The 17,583-nt window shown below is 51.9% G+C and carries 17 protein-coding genes and 2 tRNA genes; 5 read left to right on the top strand and 14 right to left on the bottom strand.

The genetic code is table 11. The annotated features are described in order from the left end of the window. Window positions 1–5: 5 nt before the first annotated feature. Both rimP and OGX67_RS24220 read right to left on the bottom strand, forming a co-directional pair. The gene (gene rimP, locus OGX67_RS24225; RefSeq protein ID WP_003024996.1) at window positions 6–458 is read right to left on the bottom strand and encodes a ribosome maturation factor RimP; all 453 of its coding nucleotides are present in this window, start codon (window positions 456–458) and stop codon (window positions 6–8) included. Window positions 459–665: 207 nt separating this feature from the next. After that, window positions 666–742: transfer RNA gene (locus tag OGX67_RS24220), tRNA-Met, on the bottom strand. Window positions 743–1,075: 333 nt separating this feature from the next. Here OGX67_RS24220 and argG point away from each other — a divergent pair. Continuing rightward, on the top strand, window positions 1,076–2,419 hold the full coding sequence (gene argG / locus OGX67_RS24215; RefSeq protein WP_003024998.1) for an argininosuccinate synthase: 1,344 nt from the start codon (window positions 1,076–1,078) through the stop codon (window positions 2,417–2,419). 218 nt (window positions 2,420–2,637) lie between these two features. Here the strand turns inward: argG and OGX67_RS24210 are convergent. From OGX67_RS24210 to OGX67_RS24200, 3 genes are all read right to left on the bottom strand, one after another. Next, window positions 2,638–2,724 (bottom strand) — tRNA-Leu (locus OGX67_RS24210). A gap of 9 nt (window positions 2,725–2,733) precedes the next feature. Beyond that, complete coding sequence (secG, locus tag OGX67_RS24205; protein WP_003025000.1) at window positions 2,734–3,066, bottom strand: preprotein translocase subunit SecG; 333 nt, start codon at window positions 3,064–3,066, stop codon at window positions 2,734–2,736. A gap of 167 nt (window positions 3,067–3,233) precedes the next feature. Further along, entirely contained in the window at window positions 3,234–4,127 is an 894-nt protein-coding gene (locus OGX67_RS24200; protein ID WP_008320638.1) for a LysR family transcriptional regulator, read from the bottom strand. 148 nt (window positions 4,128–4,275) lie between these two features. Here OGX67_RS24200 and iadA point away from each other — a divergent pair, with 148 nt between their 5' ends. Together iadA and dcuC are read left to right on the top strand one after the other, a co-directional pair. Further along, window positions 4,276–5,409: a beta-aspartyl-peptidase gene (gene iadA / locus OGX67_RS24195; RefSeq protein WP_003025004.1), complete on the top strand. Its 1,134-nt coding sequence runs from the start codon at window positions 4,276–4,278 to the stop codon at window positions 5,407–5,409. 10 nt (window positions 5,410–5,419) lie between these two features. Beyond that, entirely contained in the window at window positions 5,420–6,886 is a 1,467-nt protein-coding gene (dcuC, locus tag OGX67_RS24190) for a C4-dicarboxylate transporter DcuC (protein ID WP_003025006.1), read from the top strand. A 43-nt stretch (window positions 6,887–6,929) separates the two neighbouring features. On the opposite strand, the gene glmM is transcribed toward dcuC, so the two are convergent. The 4 genes from glmM to rlmE form a co-directional block, all read right to left on the bottom strand. Next, the gene (glmM, locus tag OGX67_RS24185) at window positions 6,930–8,267 is read right to left on the bottom strand and encodes a phosphoglucosamine mutase (protein WP_286527691.1); all 1,338 of its coding nucleotides are present in this window, start codon (window positions 8,265–8,267) and stop codon (window positions 6,930–6,932) included. Beyond that, window positions 8,260–9,108 carry a dihydropteroate synthase gene (gene folP / locus OGX67_RS24180; protein WP_003025010.1) on the bottom strand — a complete coding sequence of 283 codons (849 nt, stop codon included), beginning with the start codon at window positions 9,106–9,108 and terminating at the stop codon, window positions 8,260–8,262. The genes glmM and folP overlap by 8 nt, the downstream gene beginning before the upstream one ends. Before the next feature lie 98 nt (window positions 9,109–9,206). Continuing rightward, entirely contained in the window at window positions 9,207–11,141 is a 1,935-nt protein-coding gene (gene ftsH / locus OGX67_RS24175; protein WP_003025013.1) for an ATP-dependent zinc metalloprotease FtsH, read from the bottom strand. Window positions 11,142–11,240: 99 nt separating this feature from the next. Further along, window positions 11,241–11,870, bottom strand: coding sequence for a 23S rRNA (uridine(2552)-2'-O)-methyltransferase RlmE (gene rlmE / locus OGX67_RS24170; RefSeq protein ID WP_003025015.1), 630 nt, complete (start codon window positions 11,868–11,870; stop codon window positions 11,241–11,243). Window positions 11,871–11,995: 125 nt separating this feature from the next. On the opposite strand from rlmE, the gene yhbY reads away from it, so the two are divergent. Then, on the top strand, window positions 11,996–12,289 hold the full coding sequence (yhbY, locus tag OGX67_RS24165; RefSeq protein ID WP_003025016.1) for a ribosome assembly RNA-binding protein YhbY: 294 nt from the start codon (window positions 11,996–11,998) through the stop codon (window positions 12,287–12,289). A 153-nt stretch (window positions 12,290–12,442) separates the two neighbouring features. On the opposite strand, the gene greA is transcribed toward yhbY, so the two are convergent. Next, window positions 12,443–12,919: a transcription elongation factor GreA gene (greA, locus tag OGX67_RS24160; RefSeq protein ID WP_003025019.1), complete on the bottom strand. Its 477-nt coding sequence runs from the start codon at window positions 12,917–12,919 to the stop codon at window positions 12,443–12,445. Window positions 12,920–13,167: 248 nt separating this feature from the next. Between greA and dacB the strand changes: the two genes are divergently transcribed. Further along, complete coding sequence (dacB, locus tag OGX67_RS24155) at window positions 13,168–14,601, top strand: serine-type D-Ala-D-Ala carboxypeptidase (protein WP_003025021.1); 1,434 nt, start codon at window positions 13,168–13,170, stop codon at window positions 14,599–14,601. A gap of 105 nt (window positions 14,602–14,706) precedes the next feature. Here dacB and cgtA read toward each other — a convergent pair whose 3' ends face one another. The 4 genes from cgtA to rplU all read right to left on the bottom strand — a co-directional run bounded on the left by cgtA (window position 14,707) and on the right by rplU (window position 17,576). Continuing rightward, window positions 14,707–15,879, bottom strand: coding sequence for an Obg family GTPase CgtA (cgtA, locus tag OGX67_RS24150; RefSeq protein WP_257651769.1), 1,173 nt, complete (start codon window positions 15,877–15,879; stop codon window positions 14,707–14,709). Between the two features lie 15 nt (window positions 15,880–15,894). After that, window positions 15,895–16,860: a DMT family transporter gene (locus OGX67_RS24145; RefSeq protein ID WP_257651770.1), complete on the bottom strand. Its 966-nt coding sequence runs from the start codon at window positions 16,858–16,860 to the stop codon at window positions 15,895–15,897. A gap of 127 nt (window positions 16,861–16,987) precedes the next feature. Further along, on the bottom strand, window positions 16,988–17,245 hold the full coding sequence (rpmA, locus tag OGX67_RS24140; protein WP_003025030.1) for a 50S ribosomal protein L27: 258 nt from the start codon (window positions 17,243–17,245) through the stop codon (window positions 16,988–16,990). 19 nt (window positions 17,246–17,264) lie between these two features. Continuing rightward, window positions 17,265–17,576, bottom strand: coding sequence for a 50S ribosomal protein L21 (gene rplU, locus OGX67_RS24135; protein ID WP_003025032.1), 312 nt, complete (start codon window positions 17,574–17,576; stop codon window positions 17,265–17,267). Window positions 17,577–17,583 lie beyond the last annotated feature (7 nt).

The raw sequence follows: 17,583 nt of genomic DNA, 5'->3' as shown, positions 1-17,583 counted from the left end.
GACTGTTAAAAGTGGGGAACCAGGTTCGCCTTCTGGATATTACTCAGCGCGAACACTTCATCTTTGCCTTCGACTGTGACCGTGATCATCTCACCGTCCACCGCTTTGATAACGCCCTGCCATTTACGACGGTTTTGTACCGCCATACGAAGAACCAGCGTGACTTCTTCACCCAGGAAACGCACGTAGTGTTCAGCTGTGAACAGAGGACGGTCGAGACCCGGAGAGGAGACTTCCAGGTTATAGGCAACGGTGATTGGGTCTTCGACATCCATCACGGCGCTTACCTGATGGCTCACATCAGCACAATCATCAACATTGATGCCATCTTCACTATCAATATAGATGCGCAGTGTGGATGTGCGACCACGAATAAATTCGATGCCGACCAGTTCGTAGCCCAGGGCTTCAACTGGCGCTGTAATCATCTCTGTTAATTTTTGCTCTAATGTGGACAAGCCCACCCCCAAGACATAAAAAAAGGGCCTAAAGCCCAGTTATTCTGTAGTCAGATAACAAAAAACCCCGATAAATCGGGGCTTTAGATAACTGAACCCTATAACCGCACCTGCGGTTCGGAGAACCTTCCGAAAGAATTTTTTTCAAATCCAGCTACGAAGGCCTAAGTCTTCACAGTATATTTGAAAAAGAACTCTAAGGGAAAGTGGTTGCGGGGGCCGGATTTGAACCGACGACCTTCGGGTTATGAGCCCGACGAGCTACCAGGCTGCTCCACCCCGCGCCTGAAACGTGGCAAATTTTACTCGTTTTGGGTAAAAAATGCAAATACTGCTGGGATTTGGTACCGAGGACGGGACGTAAAATCTGCGCACAGTATATTGATTCAATATGTGTTATGTCAACCTTGTTACGACTATGCAAATCAATGAATGCTGCCCAGCACTAGCCCAGCAAGATAAATATGCCACCCACGCCGTTATTTAACGAAATTATCACTAAACTCTTCCTGTCATCCAGAAAAGATGATTAAATGAAAACTCATTTATTTTGCATAAAAATGCAATTAGCATAATAAGCGACCTCTTCACCAGTCTATCAAGCAGGGTTTTATTTTATGACGACGATTCTCAAGCATCTCCCGGTAGGTCAACGTATTGGTATCGCTTTTTCCGGCGGCCTGGACACCAGTGCAGCACTGCTGTGGATGCGACAAAAAGGGGCTGTCCCATATGCATATACTGCGAATTTGGGCCAGCCGGATGAGGATGACTATGACGCCATTCCTCGCCGTGCAATGGAATATGGTGCTGAGAATGCTCGCCTGGTAGATTGCCGTAAGCAGCTCGTTGCCGAAGGGATCGCTGCCATTCAGTGCGGTGCATTCCACAACACCACTGGCGGACTGACCTACTTCAATACCACCCCGCTGGGCCGTGCCGTGACCGGCACCATGCTGGTTGCCGCCATGAAAGAAGATGGCGTAAATATCTGGGGTGACGGTAGCACCTATAAAGGTAACGATATTGAACGTTTCTATCGTTACGGTCTGCTGACCAACGCCGAACTGCAGATTTATAAACCATGGCTGGATACCGATTTTATCGATGAACTCGGCGGTCGCCATGAGATGTCCGAATTTATGATTGCCTGTGGTTTCGACTACAAGATGTCCGTTGAGAAAGCGTACTCAACAGACTCCAATATGCTCGGGGCGACCCACGAAGCAAAAGATCTGGAATTCCTGAACTCAAGCGTCAAAATCGTCAACCCAATTATGGGCGTGAAGTTCTGGGATGAGAGCGTGAAGATCCCGGCAGAAGAAGTGACTGTGCGTTTTGAACAGGGTCATCCGGTTGCACTGAACGGTAAAACCTTCAGCGACGACGTTGAGATGATGCTGGAAGCCAACCGTATCGGCGGCCGTCACGGTCTGGGTATGAGCGATCAGATTGAAAACCGCATCATTGAAGCGAAGAGCCGTGGCATCTACGAAGCCCCGGGGATGGCATTGTTACATATCGCATACGAGCGTCTGCTGACCGGTATTCACAACGAGGATACCATCGAGCAGTATCACGCACATGGTCGCCAGCTTGGTCGTCTGCTGTATCAGGGCCGCTGGTTCGACTCTCAGGCGCTGATGCTGCGTGACGGTCTGCAGCGTTGGGTTGCCAGCCAGATTACCGGTGAAGTGACGCTGGAACTGCGCCGTGGTAATGACTACTCGATCCTCAACACCGTATCTGACAATCTGACTTATAAACCAGAACGTCTGACGATGGAAAAAGGCGATTCCGTATTCTCTCCGGACGACCGTATCGGTCAGTTGACCATGCGTAATCTGGATATCACCGATACCCGCGAGAAGCTGTTCGGCTATGCGCAGTCTGGTCTACTGACTGCTTCTTCCACAACCGGCCTGCCGCAGGTTGAGAATCTGGAAAATAAGGCGAAGTAAAGATACACCATCTTAAGGCCGCGAAAGCGGCCTTTTTTATGTGCGGAATATAGCTCTGCGGCCCCGTAGGCCTGATAAGTGTAGCGCCATCAGGCGTTGTAATAATGTCGGATGGCGGCGTAAACGCCTTATCCGACCTACTGGGCCGCAGAGCTACAGGACAGCCAAAAATAACAGACGAAAAAAAAGACGCTTTGCAGCGTCTTTTTTTTGGAATTTGGTACCGAGGATGGGACTCGAACCCACAAGCCCGTTAGGGCACTACCACCTCAAGGTAGCGTGTCTACCAATTCCACCACCTCGGTACAGAATACTTAGCGTGGGATATCGCTGGTCGGCTGAGCCGGAGCAGCTGGCTGAGTTTGCTCGGTTTTCGCCGGTGCACTCAGATTTTCCCACTCACTTCCTTTATTGGTCTTGTTGCTGTTCATGTTACCCAGCACCAGACTGATGATGAAGAACAAGGTTCCCAATACAGCTGTCATACGGGTCATGAAGTTACCAGAACCACTTGAACCAAACAGAGTACCAGAAGCGCCTGCGCCAAAAGAGGCTCCCATATCAGCGCCTTTGCCTTGCTGCAGCATGATCAAGCCTACCAGGCCAATTGCCACAATAAGGAAAACTACTAAAAGAGCTTCGTGCATAATCAACCTGTTCCTTGCGGAGTTGCCGCGTACAATGCTTCGACCATTAAAGCGGGAATATTTACTGTTTCCCACTGAAGCGGGTGTGAATACTAACCAAAGCGAATAACCTTCGCAAGGGCAATTTGTTAGCATTGTATCAACTGCGGAAAAAATCGCCATATCAATCAAAAACGCAGCAACTTCTCCCAGCATCTCTGCATGACGGCGCGTTGATCGTCAAGATTCGCCCATACCACAACGGGGATTTCACAAATCAGATCTGCATTTTGTGGCCAGCAGTGAATAATTTGCTGATTCACCAACTCTTCCGCCACCATCGATTCAGGTAACCAGGCCATTCCCATATGGCGCAACACCATTTCTCGTATCGTTTCGCTTAAACCACTCTCAAACACTTTTTTCAACCGTGGTCGCACTCGTTGTTCTGCAAGATCAATAATACGTCTGACAAAGGTATAGTCGCTGTAACATAGCCAGGGGATCGGAGTATGCGGATCGTCAAGCGTATCCACCAACTGTGCAGAAATCACAGGAATAAATCGCTCATACCGCCATAGTGAACGTTTTAACCCTCCGGCAATCTCCAGCCCTGGTTGTGAAGAGGGTAAATCGTAAGTCACCAGCATATCAATTTGCCGGTTTATCAGGGCATTGAAGTGGTTGTCTATCCCCTGGATACTTGCGTTTACCGTAAAGTTTAGCTGCGGCTCACTCTGTCGCAGGTAGTTGATCATATCCGGCAGGATATTCACCGACAGCGTATGCAGGCTGACCATCACCAGCGTGTTATCCGTTGCTGGCGTCATCGCCGACAGCTCATGGCGTGCCTCTGTTAACGTACTGAGGACGTGCCGGGCATAAGGTTCAAAGCGTTCACCATAGCGCGTCAGCGTGACGGGGGTCGTTGTCCGATCAAACAAAGGCACGCCCAGCACCTCTTCAAGCGCCTTTATACGCCGACTCAGCGCAGGTTGAGTAATATGCCGCTGCGCCGCGGCCTGAGAGTAGTTTCCATGCTGGCTCAAGGCCAGAAAATCCTCCAGCCACTTACAATCCACGTTGTGCTCTCCGCCATGCCATAACCGCATCCTCCAATAACAAATCGGTAATAGTCATAGTTATAGTAATGGCTTTATGGTGGGCATCATAACAACAATATTCCGTTTCACCTGCCGACTCTCACCTTCGACGTTTGACAGGACCGCTATGTTTACTTTATTGACCAATGCCCGTGTTTTTTCTCCTGAGGATTTAGGCCTCTGCTCCCTGCTCATTCATGCCGACCGAATTGTGGCGGTAGAAAAAGATATTTCATTGTTTGATGGCGTCAACGAGGTCATCGATTGTCGGGGTAAATGGGTTATCCCTGGCATCATCGATCAGCATGTTCATCTTACCGGTGGCGGTGGCGAAGCCGGATTTGCCAGTCGGACACCCGCCGTCAAGCTGCGCGATCTGATTCAGGCGGGTATTACCACGGTGGTTGGCGTGTTAGGCACCGATGCTATTTCTCGTTCGCCCAAAGATCTCTACGCTAAAATGCAGTCTCTCAACCTTGAGGGATTACGCGCGTTTATGCATACGGGAGCCTATGCCGTTCCCAGCCCAACCATTACGCGATCCATCCGCGATGATATGGCCTTCATTCCGGCAATTCTTGGTGTAAAAATCGCCCTCGCCGATCACCGCGGCTCTTACCCCTCTTTCCAGGAGTTGCTGAGGATAGTGAGCGATATTCGCGTCGCTTCCCTGCTGGCAGGGAAAAAAGGCTTACTGCATGTGCACCTGGGGAATCTGCCGGAAGGGATGTCGCAACTTATTGAGTTGTGTGATGCGGGTATTCCGATTCACCATATTTCACCGACCCATGTTGCAAGAACAGAGCCTTTGTTCGAACAGGCTATTGCTTTCGCCCATCGTGGCGGCCATATCGATGTTACGTCTGGTGGCAGTCGTTTTATGCCTCAGGAGCAAGCGATTCTCCACGCACTCGAAGCACAGGTTCCGGCGGAGCGCATCACGATCAGTTCTGACGGCAATGGCAGCGTTCCGCGCTTTAACGCTCAGGGTATCGTTGAAGGTTTAAGCGCGGCACCGGTCGCAGGCAATCTTAACCTACTTCCTCGCCTGATTGATGTCGGTATTCCGGTGCCGCAGGCCATCGCAATGCTGACGGCAAACGTTGCACGCTCGCTGGGTATTTCCGGGGGTGTGCTCTGCGCCGGAGAACGTGCCGATATCTGTGTACTCAATGATGACCTCTCGCTGGCCCATCTGTTTGCCGCGGGTAAACCGTTGCTGCGGGATGGCGAGTGCCTGGTTACCGGCAACTTCGAGTAAGGGGGCAAGAATGTCATTACTACTGGCGCTAATCGCCATCATTTTTGCCGGACGTCTGATCCTCAAAAAATATCACCCCCAGTCGGTACTGTTATTGACCGGGATTGTGCTGTTGCTTATCGCGCATTTTAGCGGAATGACCTCACTCAGTGGTCTGGTGAAAAAGAGCACCGGATTTGGCCCCTTTGACGCCTTTGAGTTTATCCGCGATACCCTGAGCGTGCGTCTCGGCGGCCTCGGGCTGCAAATTATGCTGATTGGTGGTTTCGCCACGTACATGTCAGCCATTGGCGCAAGCCAGGTACTGGTTCGGGTAACATCTCGTCCTCTACAACGGCTGAACTCGCCTTATCTGCTGCTGGGACTGGCACTGCTATTAGGCCAATTCCTGTCGCTGTTTATCAGCAGCGCCACCGGATTGGGTCTGCTGTTGATGGCGACGCTTTACCCATTGCTTACCCGTCTTGGCTGTAGCCGCGCCGCAGTTGCCGCAGTTATCGCCAGTACCTGTGCGGTTGAGTTTGGCCCAGGATCCGGCAACTCGGTTCTCGCCGCCAAAACCGCAGGTATTGAGGTGGTGAACTATTTTGTGCAGGATCAGTTGCCGATCGTTGTGCCCGTCATCCTTTTCATCGCCCTGTTGCATATTGTTGTGCAACGCTTTTTTGACCGTCGGGAAAGTGGCGACAATGCAGCTCAGCAGATGCAGACATTAACGGCAACTGATGAAGCCGACGCACCTATCGCCTGGCTGTTTCTGCCCATGCTGCCGCTGGTATTGATGTTGGTGTGTAGCGATTTAGTATTTAGCTCGCTTAAGATTACGCTGGATACCGCCGTACTGATAAGCCTCGCTATTACGCTGGTTTGTGAGTACTGCCGTCATCGCAAAGCGCGCGAGGTGATGGCTGGCGTACAAAAGGTTTTCGACAGCATGGGCAGCGTTTTTGCCACCGTCGTGACGCTGATTATCGCCGGTGAAGTTTTTTCCGCCGGGCTGAAAGCCATTGGCGCCGTCGACGCGCTGCTGTCGCTTTCTGGCGAATTTGGCCTCAGCGCCGCCTCTATTATCCTGCTGATGACCCTAATCACCTTCGCAATTTCAGCGCTGATGGGCTCCGGGAATGCGGCATTTTTCTCCTTCGCCCCCATGGTGCCGGACATCAGCCGTCATATCGGTAGCGATATCGCAGTCATGATGTTGCCTATCCAGATATCGGCGGGTATTGGTCGTACGTTATCGCCGATTGCCGGCGTCATCATTGCTATCGCAGGGATTGCAGGCGTCTCGCCTGTGGATATTGTTAAGCGCACCGCGATTCCGATGCTGGGCGGTTGGCTACTGATGATTGCGCTAACCTTTGCCCGGTCTGGGCATTTGCTGGCGGTTCTGCCGTGGCTGGCAGTCCTTGTACTACTGATGGTCGGTGGTTACTTCTGGCAGCGCCGACGTAAACAGCCGCTTGCCGTACAGTAAAAAAAGCCGGAGTCTCAGACTCCGGCTCTCACTTTCTTCGGGATTACGCCGCTTTCACAGCATCGGCAATACGGTGGGCGAATTCAGTCACCTGCGCTTCGTCTTCACCTTCAACCATCACACGAATTAACGGTTCGGTACCAGACTTACGCAGCAGGACGCGTCCACGGTTACCCAGTGCCGCTTGCACTTCCGCCATCACCGCTTTCACATTTTCATGTTCCAGCGGATCGCCGCTACCTGCGGTGTAACGTACGTTAACCAGCAGCTGTGGGAACATTTTCATGCCGCTGCACAGGTCGTGCAAACTCATATGGTTGCGCACCATCGCCGCCAGCACCTGCAGGCCCGCCACGATGCCGTCACCAGTGGTGGTTTTGTCCAGCAGGATCACATGACCAGAGTTTTCGGCACCGATACGCCAGCCTTTTTCCTGCATTTTTTCCAGCACATAGCGGTCGCCAACTTTCGCCCGAGCAAAAGGAATACCCAGCTGTTTCAGCGCCAGCTCGAGGCCCATGTTGCTCATCAGCGTACCTACCGCACCACCACGCAGCTGTCCCTGACGCAGGGCTTCACGGGCGATGATGTACATGATCTGATCGCCATCGACCTTATTGCCTTCGTGGTCAACCATAATAACGCGGTCGCCATCGCCGTCCAGCGCAATACCCAGATCGGCTTTTTCCGCAATCACGCGCGCCTGCAGGGCACGGACGTCAGTGGCGCCGACTTCTTCATTGATGTTCACACCGTTTGGCTCACAGCCAATGGCAATCACGTTTGCACCCAGCTCACGCAGTACATTTGGTGCAATGTGGTACGTTGCACCGTTAGCGCAATCCACCACAATTTTAAGCTCACTCAGACTCAGTTCGTTCGGGAAGGTGCCTTTGCAAAACTCGATATAGCGACCGGCAGCATCAACGATACGGGTAGCTTTACCCAGTTCAGCCGAGTCCACGCAGGTGATCGCTTTTTCCATTTCGGCTTCGATAGCTTCTTCAACCGCATCCGGCAGTTTGGTCCCATCGATGGAGAAGAATTTAATCCCATTGTCATAGAATGGGTTGTGCGAAGCGGAGATAACAATCCCGGCCTCAGCACGGAAAGCACGCGTCAAATAAGCAACAGCAGGTGTTGGCATTGGCCCTGTGAATGAGGCTGAGAGTCCGGCGGCTGCCAGGCCCGCTTCCAGCGCGGACTCCAGCATATAGCCGGAAATACGCGTATCTTTACCGATAATAATTTTACGTGAACCATGACGAGCCAGCACTTTCCCTGCAGCCCAGCCCAGCTTGAGCACAAAGTCAGGAGTAATTGGGGCATCACCTACGCGACCGCGGATCCCATCAGTGCCAAAATATTTACGATTACTCATAGCGTTTTTTTTCCTTTGCAGACAATGTGGCTTCCACCACACGCATCGCTTCTACGGTTTCTTTGACGTCATGGACACGAACGATCTGCGCCCCCTGCATTGCGGCAATCACCGCGCACGCCAGACTGCCACTCAGGCGTTCGGATGGCCCCACATTCAGCAACTGGCCAACCATTGATTTTCGTGACATCCCAACCAGCAGCGGCAGATTAAAATGATGAAACTCCGCCAGACGTGCCAGTAATGTGTAGTTGTGAGTGAGATTTTTACCGAATCCGAATCCGGGGTCGAGCAACAATTTATCTTTTGTGATTCCAGCCCGCTCGCAACGTGCTATTTGCTCAACAAAGTAACGATCTACCTCAGCAAAAACATCCTCATACTTTGGCGCTTCCTGCATGGTTTTCGGCTGCCCCTGCATATGCATCAGGCAAACCGGCAATCCGGTCTCCGCTGCGGCCTCCAACGCTCCAGGCTCCGAGAGTGAGCGAATGTCATTGATGATATGCGCGCCAACCCTGGCGCATTCGCGGATCACTTCGGGCTTTGAGGTATCAACCGAAATCCACACTTCAAAACGCTGAGCAATCGCCTCCACCACAGGGATCACTCGCTGCAACTCTTCTTCCACACTCACATCAGCCGCGCCCGGACGCGTGGACTCACCACCCACATCAATGATAGTCGCCCCGGCGTTAATCATCAGGTTTGCGTGTTTTACCGCCTCAACCAAAGAGTTGTGCGCTCCACCATCGGAAAATGAGTCTGGCGTGACGTTCAAAATCCCCATGACGTGCGGATGGCTGAGATCCAGTGAAGAACCCTGAGCAAAGAGTTTCATAGTTTTATCCCTGGTAAAATCTTGAATATGCAGATAAGAAAAACCCCGGAGCAAGCCCCAGGGTTTTCAATTAAAACACGGTCATCATCAACGATAACTTATTTGTCGCCCAGCTGCTCTGACATAGTGCCAGAGTCCGGCGCACGCGGTTCATCAACCGGACGCGGTGCACTCGGCTTGCCGGTGCTGCCAGAGTTGTTGTTAGAAGAACCCGGTTCTTCCCAACCCGCAGGCGGACGCACATCGCGGCGAGCCATCAGATCGTCAATCTGCGGCGCATCGATAGTCTCATATTTCATGAGCGCATCTTTCATCGAGTGCAGAATGTCCATGTTTTCGTTCAGCAAACGACGTGCACGGTCATAGTTACGCTCAATCAGCAGTTTAACTTCCTGATCGATAATGCGAGCGGTTTCATCGGACATGTGTTTCGCTTTCGCCACAGAACGTCCCAGGAACACTTCGCCTTCTTCTTCAGCGTACAGCAACGGACCGAGTTTATCGGAGAAGCCCCACTGAGTAACCATGTTACGCGCCAGGTTAGTCGCGACTTTAATGTCGTTCGACGCACCGGTAGAAACATGTTCAGCACCGTAGATGATCTCTTCCGCCAGACGGCCACCGTACAATGTGGAGATCTGACTTTCCAGTTTCTGACGGCTGGCGCTGATTGCATCGCCTTCAGGCAGGAAGAAGGTCACACCCAGCGCACGACCGCGCGGGATAATCGTCACTTTGTGCACCGGATCGTGTTCCGGCACCAGGCGACCGATAATCGCGTGGCCAGCTTCGTGATACGCGGTAGATTCTTTCTGCGCTTCCGTCATCACCATGGAGCGACGTTCCGCACCCATCATGATTTTGTCTTTCGCTTTTTCGAACTCAACCATCGACACTACGCGCTTGTTGCCACGAGCAGCAAACAGTGCCGCTTCGTTGACCAGGTTCGCGAGGTCCGCACCGGAGAAGCCAGGCGTACCACGTGCAATGATTGCCGCATCGATATCCGGAGACAGCGGCACGCGACGCATATGCACTTTCAGGATCTGTTCACGACCGCGAACGTCCGGCAGACCAACCACAACCTGACGGTCGAAACGGCCTGGACGAAGCAGCGCAGGGTCAAGAACGTCCGGACGGTTAGTCGCTGCGATAACGATAATACCTTCGTTACCTTCGAAGCCGTCCATCTCAACCAGCATCTGGTTCAGCGTCTGTTCACGTTCATCGTGACCACCGCCCAGACCTGCGCCACGCTGGCGGCCTACGGCGTCGATTTCATCGATGAAGATGATGCACGGTGCCGCTTTTTTGGCTTGTTCGAACATGTCACGCACACGAGATGCACCGACACCCACGAACATTTCCACGAAATCAGAACCGGAAATTGTGAAGAATGGAACCTTCGCTTCACCTGCGATAGCTTTCGCCAGCAGGGTTTTACCCGTACCCGGAGGACCGACCATCAGGACGCCTTTCGGGATTTTACCGCCCAGTTTCTGGAAACGGCTCGGTTCGCGCAGATACTCAACCAGCTCAGCGACTTCTTCTTTTGCTTCGTCACAACCCGCAACGTCAGCAAAAGTCGTTTTGATCTGATCTTCCGTCAGCATGCGCGCTTTGCTCTTGCCGAACGACATGGCACCTTTGCCACCACCGCCCTGCATCTGACGCATGAAGAAGATCCAGACACCAATCAGCAGCAGCATTGGGAACCAGGAAATGAAGATAGAAGCCAGCAGGCTCGGCTCTTCAGGTGGTTCGCCAACAACCTTGACGTTTTTGGTCAGCAGGTTATCAAGCAGCTTCGGATCGTTAACCGGGATGTAGGTCGTGTAACGGTTACTATCTTTCTTGGTAACGTTAATCTCACGTCCGTTGATCTTCGCTTCACGAACCTGGTCCTGATTGACCTCTTGCAGGAAGGTAGAGTAATCAACCTTACGGCCATTAGACTCGCTGGGCCCAAAGCTCTGGAATACTGACATCAGCACAACGGCAATGACCAGCCAGAGAATTAGGTTTTTCGCCATGTCACTCAAGGGATTAACCTCATATTACAACTGTGTTAAAAACAGCGTCAGGATACTCTATATCCAGTTTCTTTCAAACTTTCGTTTGAAATCTGCCGGTTATGGTTTACGCCCGGTCGCTACAATATACACTTCACGCGAACGGGCGCGAGAAGAGTCCGGCTTACGAACTTTGACCTTCGTAAACAGGGAGCGAATCTCTCTTAGATACTCATCGAAGCCTTCGCCCTGGAACACCTTCACTACAAAACTACCACCTGGCGCTAATACATCACGAGCCATTCCAAGCGCCAGCTCTACCAGATACATGGCCCGGGGAATATCCACCGCCGGTGTTCCACACATATTTGGCGCCATATCAGACATGACAACTTGTACTTTACTGTCACCTACGCGTTCAAGTAACGCTTTCAGGACTAATTCATCACGAAAGTCGCCCTGAAGGAAGTCCACACCAACGATTGGATCCATAGGTAAAAGATCGCAAGCGATAATGCGGCCGGTGTTGCCGATCTGCGTAACTGCATATTGCGACCAGCCACCGGGTGCAGCACCGAGATCAACTATCGTCATCCCCGGTTTAAAAATTTTGTCACTTTGCTGTATTTCATCAAGTTTAAACCAGGCACGGGAACGTAACCCCTTTTTCTGCGCCTGTTGAACATATTTATCGCTAAAGTGTTCCTGAAGCCAGCGACTCGAGCTGGCAGAACGCTTTTTACCTGTCATTTCACATTCCCAAAGGGCAGTTCATCGTAACCAATGGTGTAAATTTCTACACAGCTATTTGGTGATATATGGGAGATGGCGGTAGAATGACCCGTTTTCAATCCCAACGTAAGCAAAAATATACGATGAATCTGAGTACTAAACAAAAACAGCACCTGAAAGGTCTGGCACATCCGCTCAAGCCTGTAGTTATGCTTGGCAACAATGGTTTGACCGAAGGGGTACTGGCCGAGATTGAACAAGCGTTAGAGCACCATGAACTTATCAAGGTGAAAATCGCCTCGGAAGATCGCGATACTAAAACCTTGATCGTGGAAGCTATCGTACGCGAAACCGGCGCCTGTAATGTGCAGGTCATCGGCAAAACGCTGGTACTGTATCGCCCGACTAAAGAACGTAAAATCTCGCTGCCACGCTAAGAATATCCCAAAGTTGCACACGAAGTTTGTGTAAAACGCGGGGTTTTCCGCTAGCAGGAGAGCAAAATGCCACGCTCTCTTCGTTGATAAAAGGCCGCTATGCGGCCTTTTTCCTTTCTTTACAATGTATCAACATCTTAACCAAGATGCGAATTACAGGTATTCTACCTTCGTCACTTCATATTCCACTTCGCCGCCCGGCGTTTTGATAACCACGACGTCATCCTGCTCTTTACCGATAAGGCCACGAGCGATAGGCGAGTTCACTGAAATCAGGTTCTGTTTAAAATCGGCTTCATCATCGCCGACAATACGCCAGGTCTGCTCTTCATCGTTATCGAGATTCAACACGGTAACCGTCGCGCCGAAAACAACGCGGCCATTGTTCGGCATTTTAGTAACGTCGATTACCTGCGCGTTGGACAGTTTAGCCTCGATATCTTTAATGCGTCCTTCGCAGAAACCCTGCTGTTCGCGCGCCGCGTGATACTCCGCGTTCTCTTTCAGGTCACCGTGCTCACGCGCTTCAGCGATAGCGGCAATAATTTCAGGACGGCGCACAGATTTCAGAAAATCCAGCTCTTCGCGCAGTTTTTCAGCACCACGTAAGGTCATCGGGATAGCTTGCATTTGTTATACCTCTTGAACATTCCTGTAGGGGGCAGTTGCTCTCACCCCGGCTGCTAAGCCCACCCTGGCGAATGTCATGCCAGAGTCAGAAGCAAAAAAATACCGACCCGGGGCTCAAGGTCCCAGGTCAGCTACAATTCTCTATTTGATGATCATTTTACCCTGGAGTTCCTTATGGGTCATCGTTTACTTTTTGGGGCGTTGCGCCGTAGTATGACGGCCTGTTTCCAGGTTGTTAGCGCGAGATTATGCGATTTTCCAGATTTACCATCGGATTGACTGCCAGTATAGCGTTCAGTGTTCAGGCTGCGAACGTCGACGAGTATATCAATCAGCTCCCTGCCGGGGCCAACCTCGCCCTTATGGTACAGAAGGTTGGCGCACCTGCACCCGCTATTGATTTTCATAGCCAGCAGATGGCGCTGCCGGCCAGTACCCAGAAAGTGATCACCGCGCTGGCGGCATTGATTCAGCTCGGGCCTGACTTTCGTTTTACCACTACGCTTGAGACTAAAGGCAACGTGGAAGGCGGCGTATTGAAAGGTGACTTAGTGGCACGATTTGGTGCTGATCCGACGCTAAAACGCCAGGATATTCGCAATATGGTGGCAACCCTGAAAAAATCAGGCGTGACGCAAATTGCCGGAAATGTCCTGATCGACACCTCTATTTTCGCCAGTCATGATAAAGCGCCCGGTTGGCCCTGGAACGACATGACGCAGTGTTTTAGCGCACCGCCCGCAGCGGCTATTGTCGATAGAAACTGTTTCTCGGTTTCACTCTACAGCGCGCAAAAACCCAACGATCTCGCCTTTATTCGCGTGGCATCTTATTACCCGGTCACCATGTTCAGTCAGGTGCGTACTCTCGCCCGAGGTTCTGCGGAAGCGCAATATTGTGAACTGGATGTGGTTCCCGGCGATCTCAACCGCTATACGCTGACCGGATGCCTGCCCCAACGAGCCGATCCGCTGCCGCTGGCGTTCGCCATTCAGGACGGAGCCAGCTATGCCGGGGCGATTATCAAAGATGAGCTAAAACAAGCAGGTATCACCTACAGCGGTACGCTGCTGCGCCAGACGCTGGTCAACGAGCCGGGAACGGTGGTCGCCAGTAAGCAGTCAGCGCCACTGCATGACCTGCTTAAGATTATGCTGAAAAAATCGGACAACATGATTGCCGATACCGTTTTCCGTATGATTGGTCATGCCCGATTTAACGTGCCAGGCACCTGGCGGGCGGGTTCTGATGCCGTACGCCAGATTTTGCGTCAGCAGGCGGGCGTTGATATCGGCAACACCATTATTGCCGACGGTTCAGGCCTCTCCCGGCATAACCTGATTGCTCCGGCGACCATGATGCAGGTGCTGCAATATATCGCTCAACACGATAACGAGCTGAACTTTATCACTATGCTGCCGCTGGCGGGGCACGACGGCTCCCTGCAATACCGTGCGGGTCTACATCAGGCTGGTGTGGATGGCAAAGTATCGGCGAAGACAGGCTCGCTGCAAGGAGTCTATAACCTTGCTGGCTTCATTACCACGGCAAGCGGCCAACGCATGGCATTCGTGCAGTATTTGTCTGGTTATGCGGTAGAACCGGCTGACCAGCGTAATCGCCGTATTCCGTTGGTGCGCTTCGAGAGCCGGTTGTACAAGGATATTTATCAGAACAATTAGATGGGTAGTTTGATTGCCGGATGGCGGCACTAACGTGCCTTATCCGGCCTACAGAGAGACCTGAAAACAATAACCCCGGCAACATGGCCGGGGTTTTTCATGCGATTAACGCTTGTAGATGAACTCGACGCCTTCGTCGTCTTCTTCGTCCCAATCGTCATCCCAGTCATCTTCCGCTTCGTCTTCGACTTCAGCGAGCTGCTGGCGGTGATAATCATCCCACATGAACTCAACTTTCTCTGGCTGTTTCGCTTCTTCAGCCTGAACAATCGGGTTCTCGATGATAAAGGTCATCACATCCCAGCAAAGTTCCTTCACGCCCAGCTGGCTGGCGGCAGAGATCAGGTAATATTTACCTTCCCAGCCCAGCGCTTCGGCGATCGCTTTCGCTTTCTCTTCCGCTTCAGCCTTGTCCATCAAATCAATTTTGTTGAAAACTAACCAGCGCGGTTTAGATGCCAGATCCTGACTGTATTTTTCCAGTTCGCCAATAATGATACGGGCGTTTTCTACCGGATCGGAACCGTCAATCGGATCGATATCGATGAGGTGCAGCAACACGCGGCAACGTTCCAGATGCTTCAGGAAGCGGATACCCAGGCCTGCGCCTTCAGCCGCACCTTCAATCAGACCCGGAATGTCGGCAACCACGAAGCTCTTTTCGTTGTCCATACGCACCACGCCCAGGCTCGGCACCAGGGTGGTGAACGGATAATCAGCGACTTTCGGCTTCGCCGCAGATACTGCACGGATAAACGTCGATTTCCCGGCGTTTGGCATACCCAGCATACCCACGTCTGCCAGCAGCATCAGCTCCAGCATCAGATCGCGCTTATCACCCGGCGTACCCATTGTTTTCTGACGCGGAGTACGGTTAACCGATGATTTGAAACGGGTGTTGCCCAGACCATGCCAGCCGCCTTTAGCGACCATCAGACGCTGACCGTGTTTGGTCATGTCGCCCATGGTTTCGCCCGTGCCCTGATCGATAACACGCGTACCAACAGGCACTTTGATCGTGACGTCTTTGCCACGCTTACCGGTGCAATCACGGCTCGCGCCATTCTGACCACGTTCCGCACGGAATGATTTTTCAAAACGGTAATCGATTAGTGTGTTCAGGTTTTCGTCGGCTTCCAGCCAAACGTCACCACCGTCACCACCATCACCACCGTCCGGACCGCCTTTTGGGATGTACTTTTCGCGGCGGAAGCTGACGCAACCATTACCGCCATCACCTGCAACGACCAGAATCGATGCTTCATCAACAAACTTCATTTTACTCTCCGTAAATCATTCGCCTGAGCGGGGTTGCGAAACCACCGTTTCATGCTTACGTAAACCGCCCCAAATTCGATGACCAATGGCGGAATACATCGCGCCCGCAACCACGATAAACGCACCGAGATAACCTAATAGGTTTAGCATCGGTCTGGCGAAGAAATCGGGCCAGGCCAGTGATAATAAATCTGAAAATAACAACGTAAACAGCGGTGTGAGCGTGATAATAGCGCTCACCTGCGCCGCCTGCCAACGCGCCATCGCTTCCGCAAGAGCGCCGTATCCTACCAGCGTATTCAGGCCGCAGAATACCAGGCATGCCAGCTGCCAGTCGCTGAGCTGCGTGATAACAACGGGTTTAGCCAGCGGCAACAACGCAATCGTACATAAAGTGTACAGTAAAAACAGGATCTGCGGTGATGCCAGGCGGCGCAATAACACCTTTTGCGCGACCCCATAGCTCACCCAAACCATCGCCGCACCGACACCAAAGATAACGCCCCAGGTGTAATCGGTGAGTCGGGTAAAAATTTCGATCAGACTGGTATTAAAAAACAGGACCAGGCCGCTCAGAAGCATAATGGCGCCAATTACTTGCGTGCCGCGCATCTTTTCTTTCAGGATAAAGACGCTGGCGATCATCATACCAACCGGTGACAGCTGACCTATAACCTGCGAAGCCGTTGGGCTCAAATACTGCAAGGATGAACTAAACAGAATGAAGTTACCGAACAGCCCACCGGTTGCGATAGCCAGCAACACCAGCCAACGCGCTTTGCGAAAAATACGCAACGGAGGGAGCTTTTTTTTAACCGCAAGAATAGCGCCAAGGCCAATGCTTGCCATTAAAAAACGGTAGAACACCACGGTAGGAGGCTCCATCACCTCCAGCACTTGCTTCATTGCTATTGGCAAAGCCCCCCAACATACTGCCGTTGTGAGTGCTAACAGAATACCAATGCCTGCCTGTTGCTTCATGCCGTATTCCCTGCAAGGGCTCGTTTCCGGGTTGTCACGGCGTGACGAGCGTATTTACCGGCCGTCGAATGTAAAAAGCCCCGCAACGTGTTGCGGGGCTTTTATCCGTTACCGGGACGCGAAAAACTTATTCAGCAACGATGCTGATGAATTTACGGTTTTTCGGGCCTTTCACTTCAAATTTCACTTTACCGTCTGCTTTAGCAAACAGAGTGTGGTCTTTGCCGCAACCAACGTTGGAGCCAGCGTGGAATTTAGTACCACGTTGACGAACGATGATGCTACCAGCCAGAACTGTTTCACCGCCGAAGCGTTTTACGCCCAGACGTTTAGCTTCTGAATCGCGACCGTTACGAGTCGAGCCGCCAGCCTTTTTATGTGCCATTTAATCTGCTCCCCTTAACTTAAGCGCTGATGCCAGTGATTTTCACATCAGTGAACCACTGACGATGGCCCTGCTGCTTACGGTAGTGTTTACGACGACGAAACTTAACAATTTTAACTTTCTCGCCACGACCGTGAGCAACAACTTCAGCTTTGATAACGCCGCCATCAACGAAAGGAACGCCGATTTTGACTTCTTCACCGTTTGCGATCATCAGAACTTCTGCGAATTCAACAGATTCGCCAGTTGCGATGTCCAGCTTTTCCAGGCGAACGGTCTGACCTTCGCTTACTCGGTGTTGTTTACCACCACTTTGGAAAACCGCGTACATAAAAAAC

This window comes from Citrobacter sp. Cf118, from assembly GCF_030334095.1.
Lineage (GTDB): Bacteria > Pseudomonadota > Gammaproteobacteria > Enterobacterales > Enterobacteriaceae > Citrobacter > Citrobacter freundii.
The sequence above is the reverse complement of the archived record's forward strand: the minus strand, read 5'-3'. Positions and strand labels throughout refer to the sequence as shown.

Coding starts and splice junctions, on each gene's coding strand:
- argG (WP_003024998.1), top strand. CDS start 1,076: ATGACGACGATTCTCAAGCATCTCCCGGTAGGTCAACGTATTGGTATC.
- secG (WP_003025000.1), bottom strand. CDS start 3,066: ATGCACGAAGCTCTTTTAGTAGTTTTCCTTATTGTGGCAATTGGCCTG.
- iadA (WP_003025004.1), top strand. CDS start 4,276: ATGTTTACTTTATTGACCAATGCCCGTGTTTTTTCTCCTGAGGATTTA.
- dcuC (WP_003025006.1), top strand. CDS start 5,420: ATGTCATTACTACTGGCGCTAATCGCCATCATTTTTGCCGGACGTCTG.
- glmM (WP_286527691.1), bottom strand. CDS start 8,267: ATGAGTAATCGTAAATATTTTGGCACTGATGGGATCCGCGGTCGCGTA.
- folP (WP_003025010.1), bottom strand. CDS start 9,108: ATGAAACTCTTTGCTCAGGGTTCTTCACTGGATCTCAGCCATCCGCAC.
- ftsH (WP_003025013.1), bottom strand. CDS start 11,141: ATGGCGAAAAACCTAATTCTCTGGCTGGTCATTGCCGTTGTGCTGATG.
- rlmE (WP_003025015.1), bottom strand. CDS start 11,870: ATGACAGGTAAAAAGCGTTCTGCCAGCTCGAGTCGCTGGCTTCAGGAA.
- yhbY (WP_003025016.1), top strand. CDS start 11,996: ATGAATCTGAGTACTAAACAAAAACAGCACCTGAAAGGTCTGGCACAT.
- greA (WP_003025019.1), bottom strand. CDS start 12,919: ATGCAAGCTATCCCGATGACCTTACGTGGTGCTGAAAAACTGCGCGAA.
- dacB (WP_003025021.1), top strand. CDS start 13,168: ATGCGATTTTCCAGATTTACCATCGGATTGACTGCCAGTATAGCGTTC.
- cgtA (WP_257651769.1), bottom strand. CDS start 15,879: ATGAAGTTTGTTGATGAAGCATCGATTCTGGTCGTTGCAGGTGATGGC.
- OGX67_RS24145 (WP_257651770.1), bottom strand. CDS start 16,860: ATGAAGCAACAGGCAGGCATTGGTATTCTGTTAGCACTCACAACGGCA.
- rpmA (WP_003025030.1), bottom strand. CDS start 17,245: ATGGCACATAAAAAGGCTGGCGGCTCGACTCGTAACGGTCGCGATTCA.
- rplU (WP_003025032.1), bottom strand. CDS start 17,576: ATGTACGCGGTTTTCCAAAGTGGTGGTAAACAACACCGAGTAAGCGAA.